This is a genomic window from Geomonas sp. Red32 (genome assembly GCF_023652955.1).
Lineage (GTDB): Bacteria > Desulfobacterota > Desulfuromonadia > Geobacterales > Geobacteraceae > Geomonas.
In genome coordinates this window covers 191449-209376 of record NZ_JAKLOY010000008.1, presented here as the reverse complement: position 1 = coordinate 209376, position 17928 = coordinate 191449, and the positions used below count along the sequence as shown (strand labels likewise).

General features: G+C 62.8%; 20 protein-coding genes. 7 read left to right on the top strand and 13 right to left on the bottom strand.

The features are described 5' to 3' along the window. Nucleotides 1-81 precede the first annotated feature (81 nt). The 6 genes from L4X63_RS19285 (at nucleotide 82) to L4X63_RS19260 (ending at nucleotide 4828) form a co-directional block, all read left to right on the top strand. On the top strand, nucleotides 82-285 hold the full coding sequence (locus L4X63_RS19285; RefSeq protein WP_250680294.1) for a hypothetical protein: 204 nt from the start codon (nucleotides 82-84) through the stop codon (nucleotides 283-285). 49 nt (nucleotides 286-334) lie between these two features. Beyond that, nucleotides 335-520 (top strand): hypothetical protein, encoded by a 186-nt coding sequence (locus L4X63_RS19280; protein ID WP_250680293.1) that lies wholly within the window; start codon nucleotides 335-337, stop codon nucleotides 518-520. Continuing rightward, nucleotides 510-1925 (top strand): class I SAM-dependent methyltransferase, encoded by a 1416-nt coding sequence (locus L4X63_RS19275; RefSeq protein ID WP_250680292.1) that lies wholly within the window; start codon nucleotides 510-512, stop codon nucleotides 1923-1925. The genes L4X63_RS19280 and L4X63_RS19275 overlap by 11 nt, the downstream gene beginning before the upstream one ends. Continuing rightward, a complete protein-coding gene (locus L4X63_RS19270; protein WP_250680291.1) occupies nucleotides 1897-3489 on the top strand; it encodes a sulfatase-like hydrolase/transferase in 1593 nt (530 codons plus the stop codon). The genes L4X63_RS19275 and L4X63_RS19270 overlap by 29 nt, the downstream gene beginning before the upstream one ends. A gap of 96 nt (nucleotides 3490-3585) precedes the next feature. Next, the gene (locus L4X63_RS19265; protein WP_250680290.1) at nucleotides 3586-4044 is read left to right on the top strand and encodes a ferritin family protein; all 459 of its coding nucleotides are present in this window, start codon (nucleotides 3586-3588) and stop codon (nucleotides 4042-4044) included. After that, complete coding sequence (locus L4X63_RS19260) at nucleotides 4034-4828, top strand: inositol monophosphatase family protein (RefSeq protein ID WP_250680289.1); 795 nt, start codon at nucleotides 4034-4036, stop codon at nucleotides 4826-4828. The genes L4X63_RS19265 and L4X63_RS19260 overlap by 11 nt, the downstream gene beginning before the upstream one ends. A 63-nt stretch (nucleotides 4829-4891) precedes the next feature. On the opposite strand, the gene L4X63_RS23945 is transcribed toward L4X63_RS19260, so the two are convergent. From L4X63_RS23945 to ald, 3 genes are all read right to left on the bottom strand, one after another. Further along, entirely contained in the window at nucleotides 4892-5197 is a 306-nt protein-coding gene (locus tag L4X63_RS23945; protein ID WP_350339201.1) for a CcdB family protein, read from the bottom strand. 2 nt (nucleotides 5198-5199) lie between these two features. Next, nucleotides 5200-5445: a type II toxin-antitoxin system CcdA family antitoxin gene (locus tag L4X63_RS19255; RefSeq protein WP_250680288.1), complete on the bottom strand. Its 246-nt coding sequence runs from the start codon at nucleotides 5443-5445 to the stop codon at nucleotides 5200-5202. A 108-nt stretch (nucleotides 5446-5553) separates the two neighbouring features. Further along, nucleotides 5554-6678, bottom strand: coding sequence for an alanine dehydrogenase (ald, locus tag L4X63_RS19250; protein ID WP_250680287.1), 1125 nt, complete (start codon nucleotides 6676-6678; stop codon nucleotides 5554-5556). Between the two features lie 247 nt (nucleotides 6679-6925). Between ald and L4X63_RS19245 the strand changes: the two genes are divergently transcribed. Further along, nucleotides 6926-7381 carry a universal stress protein gene (locus tag L4X63_RS19245; RefSeq protein ID WP_250680286.1) on the top strand — a complete coding sequence of 152 codons (456 nt, stop codon included), beginning with the start codon at nucleotides 6926-6928 and terminating at the stop codon, nucleotides 7379-7381. Here L4X63_RS19245 and L4X63_RS19240 read toward each other — a convergent pair. From L4X63_RS19240 to L4X63_RS19195, 10 genes are all read right to left on the bottom strand, one after another. Then, entirely contained in the window at nucleotides 7371-8165 is a 795-nt protein-coding gene (locus L4X63_RS19240) for a sugar phosphate isomerase/epimerase family protein (protein WP_250680285.1), read from the bottom strand. The two genes, L4X63_RS19245 and L4X63_RS19240, sit on opposite strands and share 11 nt — an antisense overlap. A 3-nt stretch (nucleotides 8166-8168) precedes the next feature. Then, on the bottom strand, nucleotides 8169-9416 hold the full coding sequence (locus L4X63_RS19235) for a putative nucleotidyltransferase substrate binding domain-containing protein (protein WP_250680284.1): 1248 nt from the start codon (nucleotides 9414-9416) through the stop codon (nucleotides 8169-8171). A 94-nt stretch (nucleotides 9417-9510) separates the two neighbouring features. Then, the gene (locus L4X63_RS19230) at nucleotides 9511-11022 is read right to left on the bottom strand and encodes a VC_2705 family sodium/solute symporter (protein ID WP_250680283.1); all 1512 of its coding nucleotides are present in this window, start codon (nucleotides 11020-11022) and stop codon (nucleotides 9511-9513) included. Then, entirely contained in the window at nucleotides 11015-11335 is a 321-nt protein-coding gene (locus L4X63_RS19225) for a DUF4212 domain-containing protein (protein WP_250680282.1), read from the bottom strand. Before L4X63_RS19225 ends, L4X63_RS19230 begins: the two co-directional genes overlap by 8 nt. A gap of 17 nt (nucleotides 11336-11352) precedes the next feature. Next, nucleotides 11353-12567 carry a putative nucleotidyltransferase substrate binding domain-containing protein gene (locus L4X63_RS19220; RefSeq protein ID WP_250680281.1) on the bottom strand — a complete coding sequence of 405 codons (1215 nt, stop codon included), beginning with the start codon at nucleotides 12565-12567 and terminating at the stop codon, nucleotides 11353-11355. A gap of 180 nt (nucleotides 12568-12747) precedes the next feature. Further along, a complete protein-coding gene (locus L4X63_RS19215; RefSeq protein WP_250680280.1) occupies nucleotides 12748-14739 on the bottom strand; it encodes a solute symporter family protein in 1992 nt (663 codons plus the stop codon). Nucleotides 14740-14762: 23 nt separating this feature from the next. Next, entirely contained in the window at nucleotides 14763-15074 is a 312-nt protein-coding gene (locus L4X63_RS19210; protein WP_250680279.1) for a DUF485 domain-containing protein, read from the bottom strand. Between the two features lie 864 nt (nucleotides 15075-15938). Beyond that, nucleotides 15939-16988 (bottom strand): hypothetical protein, encoded by a 1050-nt coding sequence (locus tag L4X63_RS19205; protein WP_250680278.1) that lies wholly within the window; start codon nucleotides 16986-16988, stop codon nucleotides 15939-15941. A 60-nt stretch (nucleotides 16989-17048) separates the two neighbouring features. Further along, complete coding sequence (locus L4X63_RS19200) at nucleotides 17049-17300, bottom strand: hypothetical protein (protein WP_250680277.1); 252 nt, start codon at nucleotides 17298-17300, stop codon at nucleotides 17049-17051. A gap of 70 nt (nucleotides 17301-17370) precedes the next feature. After that, nucleotides 17371-17571, bottom strand: a complete 201-nt coding sequence (locus L4X63_RS19195; RefSeq protein WP_250680276.1) for a hypothetical protein — start codon at nucleotides 17569-17571, stop codon at nucleotides 17371-17373. Between the last annotated feature and the right edge of the window lie 357 nt (nucleotides 17572-17928).

Sequence of the window (17928 nt, the reverse complement as noted above, 5' to 3'; positions counted from 1 at the left end):
TTGAGCCGCTGGCACCCCGTTTGCTAACCATTTGGCATTACCAGCAACGGGGTTTCCCCTTTCGCCGAGGCTCAACCGGACATGACAACCGCCGAACAGACATTTCCCAGGATCGACACCGCCGGGACCCGCGTGGTCTGCGACTTCCTCGCCAGGCCCTTCTCCGACTGTTACTGCATGAACATCTCCAGTTCCACCATCGGCAAGATGCTCACCTACTGTATTGGCAACTTCCCTTCCTGTCCCGTGTACCGGGAGCACCAAACGCCGGAGGGGAAGCCGTGATCATTGTGGCGGCCGTCGAGGCCCATTTCCGTTGTCGAAGGAGTCTTCCGTGAAGCGTTTACTTGCCGTTCTCTATCTCTGCCTGCTTTTCCCGAGCTATGCCCATGCCTATTCCGATCCCGGCTCGGGGCTCATGCTCTGGCAGCTCATCGTCTCCTTCTTCATCGGGGCCATGTTCTACTTCAGGAAGATCTGGGGCTTCCTGATCAAGGCCGTGAAGCGGAATGAAGAGTAGAGCCCGCTCGTTCCGCGATCCCGCCGGCCGGCTCCATTTCGTCGGGGACTCGCCGGTCCGCCAGGTCTACGCCGAAGCCGCCGACGAGTGCCGGGCGCTGGTGGGAGGGGAGTTCTTCCAGGGGATGATGAAAAACGGGGAGGTGGTGCGCACCCGCGTCCTCGACAAGGCCCCCGGCGAGCTTGCCACCGTCACCCGCCCGGGAGAGCTCATTTTGGCCCACGAATCGATCCCCTTTCCGTCCTTTCCCGCCGAGTGGTGCGGCGAGATGCTGAAGGCGGCGGCGCTTCTTACCCTGGAGATGGCGGAGCGGGGGCTCGCCCGGGGCGTGGGGCTGAAAGATGCCACCCCCTACAACGTTCTCTTCAAGGGGAGCCGCCCGGTCTTCGTGGACGTCCTCTCCTTCGAGAAGCGGGACCCCCTGGACCCGGTCTGGCTCGCCCAGGGGCAGTTCATGCGCACCTTCCTGCTCCCGCTTTTGGCCGCCTCGCATCTGGGGCTGCCGCTCTCCACCCTGTTCCTCGTGCGCCGCGACGGGATGGAGCCCGAGCAGCTGTACCGGATGCTCGGCCCCCTCGACAGGATCCGCCCCCGCTTCCTCTCCCCGGTCTCGCTGCCGGTCTGGCTCTCCGGCCGGGCCGAGCGTGAGGCGGCCTCCGTCTACCGCCCCCGGCGGTCGAAGAGCGGGGAGCAGGCGGAGTTCGTGCTGAGAACCCAGCTCAAGGGGCTCCGGCGCCAGGTGGAACGCTCCTGGCGTCCCCCGGCACGCTCCACCTGGAGCGACTACGAGACCAGTTGCAGCTACGAGAAAGATGCCTTCGACCAGAAAAGCTCCTTCGTGGAAGAGTTCCTCCGCCGGACGCGCCCCGGCCGGGTGCTGGACGTCGGCTGCAACTCGGGGCACTTCTCGCGCCTGGCGGCCGAGGCGGGCTCCGAGGTGGTGGCCCTCGACCAGGATCCCGTGGTGGTGGAAGCCCTCTACCGGAAGAGCGCCGAGCGGGGGATGAACATCCTCCCCCTGGTGGTCGATGTCGCGCGTCCCACCCCTGCCGCCGGGTGGAACAACGAGGAGACCCCCTCCTTCCTGGCCCGGGCCCGCGGCCGTTTCGACGCCGTCTTCATGCTGGCTCTCGTCCATCACCTGGTGGTCACCGGCCAGATCCCCCTCGACGAGGTGCTGGCCCTGGCCGCCCGGATCACCAACCGGCACCTGGTGATCGAGTACGTCCCCCCGGAGGATCCCCAGTTCAAGCGGCTGACGCGGGGGCGCGACTCCCTGTACCGGCAATTGACCCGGGAGCACTTCGAGCGGACCGCCGCACAACACTTCACCATCCGCGAGCGGACCAAGGTGATCGATCAGGAGCGCTGGCTGTATGTCATGGAAAAAAATCCTCTGGTCTAGGGGGAGCCGCCGGGAGGCGATCGCCTGCCTGTCGGTGGCCAACCTCTGGCTGGTCCGGCTGTGGCTGAAGATCCTTCCCTACCACCGGGGAAGCGGCTTCTTCCTGGCCTCCTCGCCGCTCAACACCTACCTGGCCGCCATGGCCAACGTCCTCCTGCTCGGGGCGCTCCTGTATCTGCTGGTCCGGCTGACCAAGGGGGAGCGCCGCCTTTTCCCGTGGCTCGTGATGGCGGTGATCTGCGCCACCGGGGTCATCGTCGCCTACGGCATCGGGGTCGCCTTCATCTCCTTCGCCCGTTTCGTCTTCCTGTTCGGCGTCACCGGAGCCTTCTGGTTTTCGGCCGCCTGCTGGGGGGGAGGGGCGCTCCTCCTGGGGTTTTTGATCCGCTACCGCGGGTGGCTGGCCCGGCACTACACCGTGCTCCCCCTGCTGTTCTCCCCCTATCTCCTCATCACCTTCGGCGAATCGCTGCAGGCGGTCTACCTGGTGGAGCCCGCCGCCCATTTCCGCCCCCACGCGATCGATCCTTCCCGGCCGCTGGTCAATCCCCTGAAGAGGCGGGTGGTCTGGGTCATCTTTGACGAGACCGACTACCGGCTGGCCTTCGCCAAGCGGCCTGCCTCGCTTGCGCTCCCCGCCTTCGACCGGCTGAAGAAGGAGGCGTTCTTCGCCACCCGCGCCTACTCGCCCAACGACAACACCCAGACCTCGCTTCCCTCCCTCATCACCGGGATCCCGCTGGTGAGGACGGTGCCGCAAGGGGCGGCGAGCCTGGAGCTGGAGCGGCAGGGGGGGCTTCCTCCCTGCGACTTCGCCTCCCAGGAGAGCGTCTTCAGCGAGGTCAAGAAGCGGGGAGGGAGCACCGCCCTCCTCGGGTGGTACCTTCCCTACGCGAGGACCATGAAGGGGGTCGATCTCTGCCGCGACTACCCCCGCTTCAACTTCTACACCTCGGAAAGCTTCCTCGCGGTGCTCGTTCACCAGTGGCGGGAGGTGGTCGATTTCCGCTTCCTCCCCGGAAGCAGCACCATGCTGGCCGACAACCAGATCGGCATGGTGACGTCGATGGGGCGGGACGTGGCGGCGGCCATCCGGGGTGAGGACGCGACCTTCACCTTCCTGCATTTCTCGGTGCCGCATTCCCCCAACGTCTATGACCGCAAGAGCGGGCGGCTCGCGTTCAACCGCAACAAGCGGGAGGGGTACCTCGACAACCTGGCCCTGGCCGATCGCTGCCTCGGGGAGCTCCGCCGCTCCCTCGAAGAGAAGGGGATCTGGGACTCGACCCTGCTGGTGGTCTCCTCAGACCACCACTGGCGGACCAACACCTACGACCAGGTGCTCGACCGCCAGCACGTCCCCTACCTGGTGAAGCTCCCGGGCGAGCGGGCAGGCTTTACCTACGGCGGCCGCTTCAACACCATCCTCACCAAGCAGATGGTCCTGAGCGTACTGGACGGGAAGGTGGGGACACCGGCGGAGCTCGCCTCCTGGCTGGATGCCAAGGCGGCCGGTGGCTCGCTGCCGGTAACTATCTCGAAAGAAGAGCCCGATGCCGACTGATTTCTGGCAGAAAACCGCTGATTTTGCCGTCCTTTGCTATTTCCCTATTTTCTGCTACTGTTTTCCAGCTGGCAGCCTACAGAAACGGAGGGGGAAATGACGCCGAAGGATGTGGTACTCAGCAAAGAGGGGGACGGGAAGGGCCGCTATGAGCGTTTCAGTGCGCTCTCACCCAATCCCGAGGTGAGCCGTATCTTCACTATGATTTCGGAGGACGAGGCGCGGCACGCCGAGGCTCTGCGCGCGCTCGAGGCGGCGGGGAAGGTGGATCTCCCCAATTCCCGCACGCTGGACGGTGCGCGCCCGCTCCTCCACAGCCTGAGGAGCGGCAAAAGGCAGCGGTTCCGCTATGAGAAGGAAGAGTACCTGGCCGCCCTCGATTTCGAGGCCGCCAGCGCGCGGCATCTCTGGGAACTGGCCCGCGAGGCGACCCACGTCTGGGAGCGCGAGCTGCTGATCAAGATGGCGGAGGAGGACGAGGTTCACTTCACCCTCCTGGAGCAGATCGGCGAGCTCCTGGTCCAGCCGGAGGCAAGGATACGCAATGAACAGTAACGAGGAAATCGCCCGCTACCTGGAAGAGGCCGTGGCCGCCGCCCGGGAAGCGGGAGCCGTGCAGCGGGAGGAGCTGTACCGCGAGCACGACATCACCCTGAAAGGGGCGGTGGACCTGGTGACCGAGGTGGACCGCCGCTGCGAGGAGCTCATCGTGGCGAGGCTTAAGAACGCCTTTCCCGATCACCGCTTCCTGGCCGAAGAGAATACCTACCAGGCCGGCTTGGCCCCCTTTACCTGGGTGATCGATCCCTTGGACGGCACCACCAACTATGCCCACGGTTTTCCCTGGTTTTGTGTTTCCATCGGTCTCGAGTACGAAGGTAAGGTCCTTCTTGGGGTGGTCTATCACACCATGATGGACGAGCTTTTCACGGCGGTGAAAGGGGAGGGGGCCTTCCTGAACGGCCAGCCGATCCGGGTCTCCGAGCGGGCTCCCCTGAACGGGACCCTGCTCGCCACCGGTTTCCCCTACGACCGCACGCGCGACAACGAGAACAACTTCCAGCATTTCATCGATTTCCACCTGGAGTGCCGCGGCGTGCGGCGGGCCGGGGCCGCCGCCCTCGATCTCGCCTATGTGGCGGCAGGGCGGTTGGACGGCTACTGGGAGTGCAAGCTGAAGCCGTGGGACGTGGCGGCGGGTTCGCTCCTGGTCGCCGAGGCGGGGGGGAAGGTTACCAACCACGCCGGCGAACCATATTCAATCTACGACCATCGCATCCTCGCCTCCAATGGCGCGATCCACCAGGAGATGCTGGGAGTGTTGCAGCGGGGGGCGTAGGCGGAAAAGCAGAGGCAGGAAAAGGAAAAGGGGCCGAATGGCCCCTTTCGTTTTTTGATCGTGCTACTGAATTAACCGGTCTATGGCATTGATGATGTCCGTACGATGTTGCTTCACCGATCCTAGTGGACGCCCAAGTGCTGACCGTAAGACTGCTGTGATTTCGGCAACGCCAAGATAATACTCAACTCCGCCGAAAGAAATTACGGGATTCAAAACCGGCGCGGGGATAAAAGATGTTGGCAGTAAAAGCGGAACCACGACGGTCGTAATGGTGGAATCGAGATAGTTCCCCTGGACCTGCACGAGATATGGTGCACGCTTTGAAGTCTTCGAACTGTGATTAGAGAAGACATCAAACTGTGCCATTTTCAAAGCACCCCAAGGTCATCGGAAATCAATCCTGTTTCCTCAATCATTCGATTGTAGGACTCGAAAGAGGCCCGGTTCTCCTCTTTCCAGCGCTCTAACTCCTTTCTCTTCAGGAATTCCTTCATCGACTCGTCGAGCAATGCCGACAGGTTTCCCCCCTCTTGGCGAACGCGGCTCACCAGTTCTGCGTCCGCGGTGAGGTTGATGGAGCGCCGGCGGTTAGTCTGTTTTTTCAACGTCTGCATATTGCCTCCCTTTCCAGACACTGGCGCGAGTGTAACGCGCATACCTATGCGCGTCAAGGAGATCCAAGGAGGGAATGCTGCTGTGGAGATCTGAGGGGAGCGGTCTCCCTATGGTATCGAGATGAGCAGGTTGTCGACGGGGGTGTACTCCAGACCGAAGGCGTCGGCGACGCCGCGGTAGGTGACACGGCCGAGGGCGACGTTGATGCCTGCGCGGATGCCGGGATCCTTCCTGACCACCTCGCGCCAGTCTTCGCCCGCGAGCTCGACGGCGTAGGGGAGGGTGGCGTTGGTCAGGGCCACCGTGGAGGTGAGCGGGACCGCCCCCGGCATGTTGGTCACGCAGTAGTGCAGGATCCCCTCCTCTTCGAAGGTGGGGGCCTTGTGGGTGGTGGGGCGCGAGGTCTCGAAGCATCCCCCCTGGTCGATAGCGACGTCCACCAGCACGGCTCCCTTCTTCATGGTCTTCAGCATCTCGCGGGTCACCAGCCGGGGCGCCTTGGCTCCCCTTACCAGCACCGCACCGATCACCACGTCGGCCACCTTCACGAGTTCCCGGATGGTGGCCGGCGACGACATGAGCGGAAAACAGTTCTTGGGCATCACCTCGGAGAGGTGCCGCAGCCGGTTGAGGTCCGCCTCCACCAGGTAGACCTTGGCCCCCAGCCCGCAGGCCATCTGGGCCGCGTGGGTGCCGACCACCCCGCCTCCCAGGACGACGACGGTGGCCGGAGGGACTCCCGGGACCCCCCCGAGCAGGATGCCGCGCCCCCCCTGGGCCCTTTCCGAGTACTTGGCAGCCTCCTGGGCCGCCATCCGGCCGGCCACCTCGCTCATCGGGGTGAGTAGGGGGAGGCTGTTGCTGGCGTCGGTGATGGTCTCGTAGGCGATGGCCACCGCCCGGGAGCTCATCATCGCCGCCGTCAGCTCGCGGGAGGCCGCAAAGTGGAAGTAGGTGAAGATGAGCTGCCCCTCGCGGATCAGCCCGTACTCGGAAGGCTGGGGCTCCTTCACATGCATCACCAGCTGGGCGCGCCGGTAGACCTCCTGCGGGGTGGTCACCACGGCGGCTCCCGCGTCGCGGTAGGCATCGTCGCCGAAGCCGCTCCCCACCCCGGCCAGGCTCTCCACCAGCACCTGGTGTCCGTGGCCGGTCATCACCTCCACCCCGGCCGGCGTCATGGAAACCCGGTTCTCCTCGGTCTTGATCTCCTTCAAAACGCCGACGATCATGCCGCACCCCCTGGAATTGTCATGGCAGCGCTCCATCAATGACTGAGCGTTCCCGCTATCGCTACTGATATTCTCACGGGGGGAGCCGGTGCTGTCAACCAGCGTACCCTGATTGAGTGGGGAGCGGGCAGGTAAGGGTGAGCGGACTGGCTGTTAACCCCCTAAAATAGCTTTTGAAAAAGCTCAATCAATGAATTATAGTTGTGCAACCGTTCCGGACTGGATGACGGCATATCGGAGGAAGTTTATGCTCAACCTGCGCAAGAAGATCCTGGTGGCCATCGATGGCTCTCCCCTTTCCGACAAGGCTGCCGAAGAGGCGGTGAGACTGGCGGCCGGCAACCCGAGCCAGTTCAAGAGCAAGGTGCACGGTCTCCTGGTGCTTCCCAACACCACCAGGAACACCTTCACCGACTTCGTCCCGACCAGGCCGGTCACCGAGCAGGACGGGTGGGCCGAGCTCAAGGAACGGATCTTCTACGTGATCGAGAAGAACGCGGCCGAGATGGAGGTGCCGCTCGAGATCGCGGTGGTCTACGGCGACCCGGCCGAGGAGCTTTTGCGCTACGCCGACAAGGAGGAGATCGACGTCATCGTGATCGGGAGTACCGGTAAGGGGTTTCTGAAGAGGAAGCTTCTGGGGAGCGTCTCCCACAAGGTGGTCAAAGACGCCAAGTGCTCGGTGTACGTGGTCAGGGGGTAGTCTTGGCGGTCTCCCGCCTCAGGTAGTCGAGGATCTCCTTGAGGCTCTGCACGATGATCTTCTCGTCGCGCGGAAATTCGTGGGGGGAGAGCTCGAGGGTGACGATGTCGTTGTAGGCGGTGTTCCGCAGGTGGTTCAAGAAACGGGTGAGCGGCAGGATGCCGTGGCCGGGCAACAGGTGCTGGCGGCCGTGCCCGTAGTCGGAGAAGTGGATGTTCCGGATCCTCCCCGAGTTGTAGCAGAGGTAGAAGTCGTTGATGAAGTTGGCCTTGCCGCTCCCCATGTGGGTGCAGTCGAAGGTCAGGTAGAGGTTTCTCTCCTTCAAAAAGTCGATCATCTTCTGGGTTTCCGACAGGATGTAGCCGTTGATCCGGTACTTCCCGGTCCAGGGCATGTTCTCCAGGGTGAGCGCCACCTTGTCCCCGCCGATCTCCCGCTGAAAATCGTTGATCTTGTAGAGCCAGCGCCAGTAGCCGATCTCGCAGCCGAGCCAGGACGGGGGGTGGAAGTTCACCAGCCCGATCCCGCAGTCCCCGGCGATCTCCACGCACCTTTTCACCGAGTCGATCTGGTTCCCCCAGCCGTCCAGCGCCATGAACGGGGCGTGGATGGAGAGGACCGGGATGCTCTCGGCGAGCTTCCTGATCAGCCTGCGGGAGTTCACCTTCTGGAACTCCTGGTTGATCACCAGCTCGACGCCGTCGAAACCGACCTCCGAGGCCATCTCGAACACCTTCTCCAGGGGGAAGATGAAAAGCGTGCCTGCCGAAATGGAGATCCGCATCCGCTACGCCATCCCCACCAGGCGCTGGTAGGAGATCTTCTGCAGGTTGAGCACCGTGTCCAGCACCCCCCGCAGCCGTTCGTCCTCCTCGCTCCCCAGTTCTTCGGTATTGAGGTACGCACCCCTCTCGCCGGTGGTCAATTCCGCCTTGATCCTCAGCTGCATGAGGAGCTGGTAGGCCTTCAAAAGCCGGTCCGAGAGATCCACGCTGAGTGCCCCCCGCTCCAGCAACGCTTGCACCCGCTCCACCGTCCCCCCGGGGGCGATTCCCGCCTGCACCGCCAGCACCCGCACCGTCATGACCAGCGGGGAGAGTGCCAGCTGCTGCAGGTCGAGCTCGCCGCGGTGATCCCCCTCCTTCTCCAGCCGCCACCTCCCGAAACGCCCCAGGGCGAGCGGAAGGGTGATGATCCGCCGGGCGAGCTCCATGAATCCCGCACGGTAGCGCTCCTCGAGAAGGGCGGCGCGGGCGGCCTCCAGTGCGGTGGCGGCAAGCTTCTGATCGCCCCCGGCAAAAGCCAGGTCGCAGATCGCCTCCAGGCGCCACTCCCATTCCGGGAATTCGTGAGGGGCGTCCACCAGGGGAGAGCGGGGGAAATCGTCGTCGGATATGGAGGGTGAGCTCCCCTCCACGATGACCCGCCACCGGGTGAGGGGGCCGTGCCAGAAGAGATGGTCGCCGGTGAGGATCCCCGATTCCTTGAGCGCCTCGGTCAGCTGGCGGCTGAAGAGCAGGGCGCGGGGGGAATCCTCCAGGTAGAGGAGGAGGTAGCGGTTGTCGCTCACCAGGGTCTGTTCGCCGCGGCCGCGGTCGCCGGAGACCAGCAGGGCGTAGGAGGGTGGCTCCCCCTGCCCGAGCGAGGCCATGCGGCCGCGGGCCAGGGCGGTCGCGCGGGCGAGGACGCGGTCGTGGAACCGGTTGCAGCTCCCGGTCATGGCCAGGACCGAGCCGCGGCGGCGGAAGTAGGCGGAGACCAGCTCCTGGTGGCGCCGCAGCAGTGCGCGGAGCTCGGGGCAATCGGCCGCCTCGCCGGCGGCGGTCTCGAGGGCGGCGAGCTCCCCGGCGAACTCCTCCTCGAAGGCGAGCTCCTCGTCCAAAAGGGCGAGGTATTCCCTCATCACCCCCTCGGCCTTCCGGGTCGAGCTCCTTCCCCACCGGCCTTCCAGCCTCTCCCTGATCCCGTCGATCAGTTCGTTACTGGCACGCCATTCCAGGATGTCTTTTCCTTTGGATCCCAACAGCAAAGGCATGGAGTGCTCCCTGCTAAACCTGAAGGCTAAAGCGGTTTGCCGTTAGCCTGGAACGTAGAACTCAGAACTTGTTCTTATCACCTGGAACCTGCTCCTAATCCAGATGCCCGTGTACCTCTCTCTCCAGGAACTGCCGCATCTCCTCGGGCGGGGGAGGGGTGATGAGCGAGACGACGATCATCACGCAGATCACCAGCGGGGCCCCGAACAGCGACGAGGAGGTGAGCGGGAACCAGACGGCGGCCTGGGGAAAGACGGTGCCGAAGAAGGGCTCGGCGAAGGTGCAGACCACCCCGGCCAGCATCCCGGCGATGGCCCCCTCGCCGTTGGCCCGCTCCCACCAGATCCCGAGCAGGAAGAGCGGGAAGATGGTGTTCCCCGCCAGGGCGAAGGCCACCGCGGTGATCTCGGCGATCATGCCGGGAGTGTTGAGGGCGATCAGGAGCACCAGCCCGGCCAGCGCCAGCGTCCCCCCCTTGGCGACCCGCATGCGGGCGCTCGCGCTCGCACCGGGATGGAGGATCGAATAGAAGATGTCGTAGGAGATGGAGGCCGCGCCGGTCATCAGAAGGCCTGCCACCGTGAAGAAGGCGGCGCACAGGGGGCCGGCGGCCAAAACGCCGATCAGCCACCCCGGGAGCCCCGCCACCACCGCGGTCTTGAGGACCACCAGGTCGGCCATCCCCTTGACCGGCTGGATCTGCCCCCCGCTCGCCTCGATGAGCCTCCCGAAGACCGCGTAGGCCGGGGCCGACCAGTAGATGAGGGCGATGAAAAAGAGCCCCCAGACCACGCTCCAGCGCGCCTCCCTCAGATTGGGGACCGTGTAGAAGCGGGAGAGGACGTGGGGAAGCCCGGCGGTGCCGACCATCAGGGTGAAGCAGAGGGCGCACCATTGGAAGAGGGTCCCCTGGGCGAAGGGGGTGGACATGTCGATCCCGAAGCGGGTGGCGAGGTCCCCCATGGCGTCGCCGTAGCCGAACTGGGGGAGGAGCCAGAAGTAGCCGAGCTTCCTGGCGAGCCACATGAGCGGCAGGATGAAGGAGACGAGGATCACGAAGTACTGCAGCTGCTGGTTGCGGGGGACCCCGAGGATGCCGCACAGCACCAGGTAGGAGACCACCGCGGCCGCGCCGTAGATCACGCCGTGGGCGTAGTCGATCCCGAGCATGAAGGAGACAATCAGGCCGATCCCCTTGAACTGGGCCACGCAGTAGATGATGGAGATCATCACCGAGATCCCCGCCGCCATCAGGCGCGCCGCCGGGGAGGCGTAGCGCTCGCCGACGAAGTCGGGGGCGGTGAACTTGCCGAAACGGCGGATCTGGCCGGCCAAAAGCACGAGCAGCAGCACGTAGCCGCCGGTCCAGCCGATCACGAAGGCGAGCGCCTGGTACCCATTGAGGTAGATCAGGCCGGCGAGACCCATGAGACTCGCGGCACTCATCCAGTTGCTCGCGATGGCGGCCCCGCCGCCGATGCGGCCGGTGAAACGCCCGCCGAAGCCGTACTCGATCGTTTCCCGCGACTTCTGCTTGAGCCCCACCACGATGAAGGAGAGGAGGGCGATGGTGGCGACCACCAGGGTCCAGGAGGCGTCAGTCATAGTTGCGGTCTCTCCTGCGGCTGTGGAATTCGGAGATGCGGTCGATGTAGAGGTTGAAGAAGACGCAGAGGACGATGAACCAAAGGGGGAGAAACTGGCCGGTGAACCAGAAATGGAGCGGGAGGCCAAAGAGCGACAGGCGGGTCAAAAGGCTCCCCAGCCCGGTGCCGCTGCTCACCGCCAGCACGATCTGGAAGCCGAAGGTGCAGACGGCCCAGCCGAAGAGGATGGCGCAGATGATGATCACCTCGTCCCGCATGTGTCCCGTCTTCGGGCGGAACAGGTTGACCTGGTAGCGTTGCTGGCGGTTCATGGTGTGCTCCCGGGGCGTTACATGATGGCGAAGTTGGTATGGATGATCTTCTGCAGGTCCTCGATCAGCAAGAGCGCGTGCCTCATCTGCTCCCGCTCGTCGCTCGCCAGCGAGTACGGGTTAAGGTGGTAGGCGTCGCTCTGGATTCCCTTGATCACCTTGACCTGCAAAAGGATCCGGTGCTTGGTGAGGATGCGGTATGCCTCGATCAGCCCGCGCGCGGTGTTGGCCGAGAAGCTCCGCTCCTTTTCCAAAAACTCGATCCGCCGTACGGTCGAGGTGGCCGGGATCCCCTGGTTGATGGCGAGGATCCTGACGTTCATCACCAGCGGGGCCCAGGCGAGGAGCTTGAGGTTGAACTCCCCCTTGTGCTCGCCGCTCCCCTCGGTCCAGAAACGTTTCAGGAAGCCGAGCGCCAGCTTCATCTCGGTGGCCGCCTTGGCCATCCCCCAAAGCGCCTGGAAATAGTCCTGTTCGAGCGCCCTGATGCGGGTCACCAGCTCCCCGGCGAGCTCCCGGTCCCCGGCCACGTAGCGCGCGTCGGAGATGACGATCAGGTCCATCAGGTTCGTCCCGTAATCCTCGCATTCGTAGCGGGCGATGGAGAGGAGCCGGCGCATCCACTGGGACAGCGATCCGCGCCACTTCTCGTTGGAGGGCATGATGTCGCCGGTGCATTTCTTGAAGCCCGCCTCGGCCAGCCGCTCCACCAGGATCAGCGAGAGCTCCCGGAAGTAGCGGTCCGCCTCCTCGCCGCCGCCGTCCGCATAGACGATCAGGTAGTCCTGGTCGGTGATGAGGGTCTGCTCCTCGCGTCCGTCGCTCCCCATGCTGATGAGGGCGAAGGGGAGGGGAGGGGGCGCGGGCATCTCGGTCTCCACGAGCTCGAGGGCCCGGCGGGCCAGGGCGTCGCGGTAATCGGTGCAGTTTTCGTGCAGGGCGGGAACGGAGTAGAACTTGAGGAAACGCTCCATCTCCACCTGGTTCAGCAGCTGGTGGAGCCGGTGGAGTTCCTGGTAACCGGCGGCGGGGATGGAGTCGAGCAACTCCTTTTGGCGGCGGGTGAAGCGCGTGAGCTCGTCGAGCTCCTCCTGGGCGGAGAGTTTGAGCCCCCTCAGCATGGCCGGGATCTCGTCACCCTCCAGAAGCGGCAAAAAGCTCTGCACCCGCCCCATCAATTCTTTCAGGAGCTCCTCGTCGGTCATTTCGGCGGGGTAGATCTGGTGGGGCATTGCAGCTTTTCCGTTCTTGGGCTTGGATGGGAACTGCTTGAATGATTCTACAGAAAAATTGCGTTTTGTAAAACTCTTTGTACCGCACTGCAGTTATTACCGGTCGGCACGGGTGACAGTATCAAAAAAAATGGGGAAGGTATCCCTTCCCCATTTTCCTGTTACTTAGCGGGCCAGATTCTAGTGGTCGACGGCCTTTGCCATACCTATACCGGTGTTCTGACGTACATAGACTTCGTCGAACATCTCTTCCGAGCGGCGGCTCGGGAAGGCCAGGGCGCCGATGATGGCGGCCAGGAAGCCCAGCGGGATGGAGACGATGCCCGGGTTCTTCAGGGTGAAGAGCGGCTTGTCGAGGCCGACCAGCGAGGTGCCGTCCTGCTGGGCATCCACGCGGGCCTTGGCGAGAGCCTTGGTGTCCTTCTCGGTGAGGGTAGCGCCTGCCGGCAGGGCAGCCTGCTTCTTCTCGAGGGCGGCGACCACCTTCTTGGCGCCGCCGGCGACCACTTTCGGGTAGGTCATGTTCGGGGAGACCAGCACCAGGGCGATGGAGCAGACGGTGCCAACCACCAGGCCGGAGATGACGCCGGCGGTGTTGAACTTCCTCCAGAAGAGGGAGAGGACGACGACCGGGAGGTTACCGGAGGAGGCGACCGCGAAGGCCAGTGCCACCAGGTGGGCAACGTTCTGCTTCTCGGCGGCGATACCGATCATGATGCCGCAGGCGCCGACCACGAAGGAGGTGACGCGGGCAGCGAAGACCTGCTCGTGCTGGTCGGCGTGGCCGTCCTTGATCACGTTCACGTAGATGTCGTGGGCGATGGCGGCGGAGGCGGCAAGCACCAGGCCGGAGACCACGGCGAGGATGGTGGCGAAGGCGACCGCGCAGAGGAAGGCGAGGAAGAGGTCGCCGATGATCGGGGCGATGTCGGCGCCCATGACCTGGGCCAGCATCAGGGTAGCCATGTTGCCGCCGGCGTCGACCGCGGTGATCGCCTGCGGGGTGATGTTGATGGCGGCGCCGAAGCCCAGGAGGGTGGTCAGCACGTAGAAGCCGCCGATGATGAACATCGCGATGATGACCGACTTACGGGCAGCCTGGGCGGTCGGGACGGTGAAGAAGCGCATGAGGATGTGCGGCATGCCGGCGGTACCGAACACGAGGGCCATACCGAGGGAGATCTGGTCGAGCGGGTTCTTCATGTACAGACCAGGCTCGAGGAAGCGCTGGCCGGCATCGATACCGGAGAGGATGACGCCGTCTTTCAGCACCAGCTTGGAGACGTGGTCCTGGATGTTCGGGTTGTTGACGATGATGTCGAAGAAGCCGACCGGGTTGAAGCCTGCCTTGGCCATGACCAGGATGGAGAGCAGGATGGCGCCGGACATGAGGAGACCGGCCTTGATGATCTGGACCCAGGTGGTGGCGGTCATGCCGCCGAAGACGACGTAGCCGACCATGAGGATGCCGACGCCGATGATGGACATCTTGTAGGGGATGCCGACCAAAAGGGCCATCAGCTTACCGGCACCGACCATCTGGGCGGTGAGGTAGAAGGTGGAGACCGCTACGGTGGAGATGGCGGCGAAGGCGCGTACCGGCTTCGGGGAGGTCCTGAAGGAGAGGATGTCGCCCAGGGTGTACTTGCCTGCGTTACGGCACGGCTCGGCTACGATCAGGAGCACGGTGATGTAGGCCACCAGCCAGCCGACCGAGTACATGAACCCGTCGTAGCCGTAGAGCGAGATGAGGCCGGAGATACCGAGGAAGGAGGCTGCCGACATGTAGTCGCCGGCGATCGCCCAGCCGTTCTGGGTACCGGTGATCCCGCCGCCGGCGGCGTAGAAGTCGGCCGCGGTCTTGGTCTGCTTGGCGGCCCAGACGACGACGCCCATGGTGATGGCGATGATGACGGCGAACAGGCCGATGGTGATGGTCCTGTTGGTCTTGAGCTCGTGCTTCTTCTCGGCCGGGGCCGGAGCGGGTGCTGCTACCGCGGATTTCTGGGCGGCGGCTCCGGGGGCGGCGGCGGTGGCGGCCGGAGCGGCACCCTGGGCTGCGGGGGCGGCTGCTGCGGCGGGGGCGGCTGCGGGAGCCTTGGCGGACTCTTCAGCAAAGGCGGCACCGGCGATAGAGAGTGCCAGCGTGGCGGCGATGAATATCTTCTTCATGGTCATGTGTCGTTCCTCCTTTCCTAAAGATGCAGTTCGTCGATCAGTTCCCTGGTCAGCCGGTCGAAGTCCTTGTTGGCGACGTGGGAGTAGTAAAGCGCGATTCCCCAGGACACGAAGAACTGGGAAAGAGCGAACATGTACCCGAAGTTGATGACGCCGATGATCTTAACCTTGAAGATGCCGGGGGTGTACGCTGCACCCAGGGGGAGCAGGAAGTAGTACACGCAGCTGAAGATCCACCAGCCGAACAGGAAGGCGGTCTTTTTGTGGTGCAGTTCTACGAATTTTGGATTCTTTGCGATTGCGGCCCAGTCGTACTTTTTCTCTGCCATGGTTGTCACTCCTTTCTTGATAAATGCACTGTTGTGGTGGCGGCGTCCCGCCCCGTGTTCGTCAGATTCCGATAACTCCTCCTTTTTCGAAAATTTTGTGATTCCGTTTCAGCTAAGTGCTACCTCTATCGTGGAGCCAAAAATGTTCAGCTGTTTTACTAGTACTGCCGGTTGATAACCTGTTGAAAAGCCGACTGTTCTGCTGTGATCCAGATGTTTTTGGGTTTCTGCTGGTTCTGAAACACCGTCTCATTTTCCAACCCTTTGAGTCACTTTTACCATATGATTTTAAAATGTACAATAAAAATAAACGCCGTTTTAAATCTTGCAACAAACAAAAATGAAGGGGCTTGGGCCCCTGGTTTGCACTAAATATTCGAAAATACAACAGTAAATGGAAAAATTGGGGATAAATTATTTTTTATTTTTGTTTGGCGGCCTTCCGGTACGCCGTTGTGGTGCCGCTTTAGTGTAGCTGGCGTCCATTTCCGGAAACGCCGTCGCATTTTATTTTCGACATATGCCCGCATGCTTTTTCGCCTCTGCGGGACCGGGGCGGATTCACTATCTGCCGCTGAAAATGCTCTCAGCGGGCTGGAGTTTCACCCGATGCCGCCTCATTGGCGGCTGCTTTTCCGCGTCACAAAGAGAGGGCGGAGGGGCCCGGCGGCTCATGTACTGTCATAGCATCGTGCCTGACGCCATCAATAACAGAGGCGGCCGTTCCGCCCGAGGCCAGCTCTCTTAATGACCAAGGATAAGTTGTTTAATTAGGATGTCAACGGAGGGAAGTAATAAAAAAAGGGAGGGCCTTTTACGGCCCTCCCTTTAAAAAGGAGACTCTCATCTTTGGGTTTAAACTGTTCAGCGTTTGAGCATACCCAGTGACTTGGATGGTCCATTCATTCTGATGGCCGCCGAAAATTCCATCCAGAAGATGAGATAGATTGAAATCATCAGCGACAATCCAATGTTGGCGTTCTCGGGACCCAGCGCCTGAGTGAGGATGGGGGAGGCGAAGCCGGCTCCCAGGGTGCCGGTGGCCCGCTCGAGGAGGTAGAAGACCGGCAGCGTGAAGAGCGTGCCGGCTACCATGATGCCGATCCCGCGTCCCCGTTTGACCCAGTACTTCGGGGAGAAACCGTACATCCGCATGAAGATGACCACCAGGATGATCCAGACCGAGTAGTCGACGGCTGCATCGGGGAGGGCGAGCTTGTTCTTGACCAGCGCCACCTCCAGGACGGTCACCGCGAAGAGGAGCACGAACATCCAGTTGAACTTCTCGTTCGCCTGCGTCTGCCAATTCCTGCTGTCGGGGGCCGCCGTCTCGCGGGCGCTGTGGTTGGGGGTTCCCAGGGCCGAGAAAAGGATGGCGAACCAGATGCCGGCGTTATGGAACAGTAGCGAGGCGTGGTTTCCCGCCACGTTGGCGATCCGTGACATGGGGTCGCGGGCGAAGTCGGCGGCGATCCGCATCAGGAAGAGATTGACGATGATCGAGCACATGGCGATCACCGCCAGGGTGAAGATCCGCCGCGGCAGCAGGTAGGGATCGATCCGGTCCGGGAAGCCCAGGATGAAGGCCAGCCAGATCAGGTACATGATGAGCGGAATGCCGAGGCAGATCCCGTACACGGAGTTCCCGGCGAAGTCCCCGGCCTGGGCGTAGATCAGGTACTTCTCCCTGGCGTTGGGGTCGGTGTTGACCGCCTTGACGGTCTCTTTGGGAACCTTGTTCACGTGGGGAAGGAGCCCCATGGCGTACCAGCCGTTGTCCCCTTTGGTGGTGTCGACCACCCAGTACTGGTCTCCCATCATTTGGTCCAGACCCTGGAAGACCCTGAGCGAGAAGGTCGCGCAGATGACAACCACCACGAGAAGGAGTATGGCGTTCGATATTTTCATCGGCATCTCGTGATCCTCCCGAACATGCGGGCGGCGCCCCCGGGGGAGCGCCGTCTGAAGTCCCTGCTATTCCTTGTGAGTGGTCCAGAACATCGAAACGGCGTTGGCGGCGAACAGGCCATAGAGCCACATGGTGTTCCAGGCGGGGCCGGACCAGTGGCTCCCGCGCCCGCCTCCCACGACACCGGAGGCGATCACGATACCGATCATGGCGGTGAAGGCAACCATGGCCACTGCGCGAAGGATGGCGCTGTTGCGCCAGGTATGCCGCTCAAGTTCCTCGATCCTTGAAAGCAGTTCCAGTTCTCTTTCGCTCATTGCCTTGCTCCTTTTCAGGTCATGATACCGGCGCGGTCCGTCGACCGGCCGTACAACTCGGAGTGGGCGCCTAGACGGCGCAGAGGCCGCCGTCCAGAAGCTCGGCCGGGACCCGTTCGGAGAGTTCCCGGTACTTGAGGCATTCCTGATAGCGGCAGCTGCAGAAGCGGATGATCTGGTTGACGTCGTAGGGCGAAATGTAATCGCACCCGACGTCGCAGTAATCATCGTTTTTGCCGTAGAAAGGGCACACGGTGTTGGGCTGCTGCATAGATCCTCGAATGCCTGACACATGGTGACAGATCAAGAAAGGTGACACCGCAGATTAAGCAACCACCGTACCAATTACCCGTTTCGGACCGGTACTTTGAAAAACGGTGCAAATACGGCCGGTTACCGCTACTGCCCTCATTTTACCCTTCCGTGAACGTCAATGGCGCATTTGCAAAAGCGCAAAGAATATTAAAGTGTTCTATTGGGGTGACCGGGGCCGGCCGGCCGCGTGTATACACGGGGAGGGGGTGAAATGTCGCGGGAATACAGGTGGTTAGGGTGTAAAAAACGGGCGGGGCTGCAGTTTTTTGCAGAAGTGCAAAGCGAGACGCCCCCTTTTGCATCGGTGCAAAAG

Coding starts and splice junctions, on each gene's coding strand:
- L4X63_RS19285 (WP_250680294.1), top strand. CDS start 82: ATGACAACCGCCGAACAGACATTTCCCAGGATCGACACCGCCGGGACC.
- L4X63_RS19275 (WP_250680292.1), top strand. CDS start 510: ATGAAGAGTAGAGCCCGCTCGTTCCGCGATCCCGCCGGCCGGCTCCAT.
- L4X63_RS19270 (WP_250680291.1), top strand. CDS start 1,897: ATGTCATGGAAAAAAATCCTCTGGTCTAGGGGGAGCCGCCGGGAGGCG.
- L4X63_RS19265 (WP_250680290.1), top strand. CDS start 3,586: ATGACGCCGAAGGATGTGGTACTCAGCAAAGAGGGGGACGGGAAGGGC.
- L4X63_RS19260 (WP_250680289.1), top strand. CDS start 4,034: ATGAACAGTAACGAGGAAATCGCCCGCTACCTGGAAGAGGCCGTGGCC.
- L4X63_RS23945 (WP_350339201.1), bottom strand. CDS start 5,197: ATGGCACAGTTTGATGTCTTCTCTAATCACAGTTCGAAGACTTCAAAG.
- L4X63_RS19255 (WP_250680288.1), bottom strand. CDS start 5,445: ATGCAGACGTTGAAAAAACAGACTAACCGCCGGCGCTCCATCAACCTC.
- ald (WP_250680287.1), bottom strand. CDS start 6,678: ATGATCGTCGGCGTTTTGAAGGAGATCAAGACCGAGGAGAACCGGGTT.
- L4X63_RS19245 (WP_250680286.1), top strand. CDS start 6,926: ATGCTCAACCTGCGCAAGAAGATCCTGGTGGCCATCGATGGCTCTCCC.
- L4X63_RS19240 (WP_250680285.1), bottom strand. CDS start 8,165: ATGCGGATCTCCATTTCGGCAGGCACGCTTTTCATCTTCCCCCTGGAG.
- L4X63_RS19235 (WP_250680284.1), bottom strand. CDS start 9,416: ATGCCTTTGCTGTTGGGATCCAAAGGAAAAGACATCCTGGAATGGCGT.
- L4X63_RS19230 (WP_250680283.1), bottom strand. CDS start 11,022: ATGACTGACGCCTCCTGGACCCTGGTGGTCGCCACCATCGCCCTCCTC.
- L4X63_RS19225 (WP_250680282.1), bottom strand. CDS start 11,335: ATGAACCGCCAGCAACGCTACCAGGTCAACCTGTTCCGCCCGAAGACG.
- L4X63_RS19220 (WP_250680281.1), bottom strand. CDS start 12,567: ATGCCCCACCAGATCTACCCCGCCGAAATGACCGACGAGGAGCTCCTG.
- L4X63_RS19215 (WP_250680280.1), bottom strand. CDS start 14,739: ATGAAGAAGATATTCATCGCCGCCACGCTGGCACTCTCTATCGCCGGT.
- L4X63_RS19210 (WP_250680279.1), bottom strand. CDS start 15,074: ATGGCAGAGAAAAAGTACGACTGGGCCGCAATCGCAAAGAATCCAAAA.
- L4X63_RS19205 (WP_250680278.1), bottom strand. CDS start 16,988: ATGCCGATGAAAATATCGAACGCCATACTCCTTCTCGTGGTGGTTGTC.
- L4X63_RS19200 (WP_250680277.1), bottom strand. CDS start 17,300: ATGAGCGAAAGAGAACTGGAACTGCTTTCAAGGATCGAGGAACTTGAG.
- L4X63_RS19195 (WP_250680276.1), bottom strand. CDS start 17,571: ATGCAGCAGCCCAACACCGTGTGCCCTTTCTACGGCAAAAACGATGAT.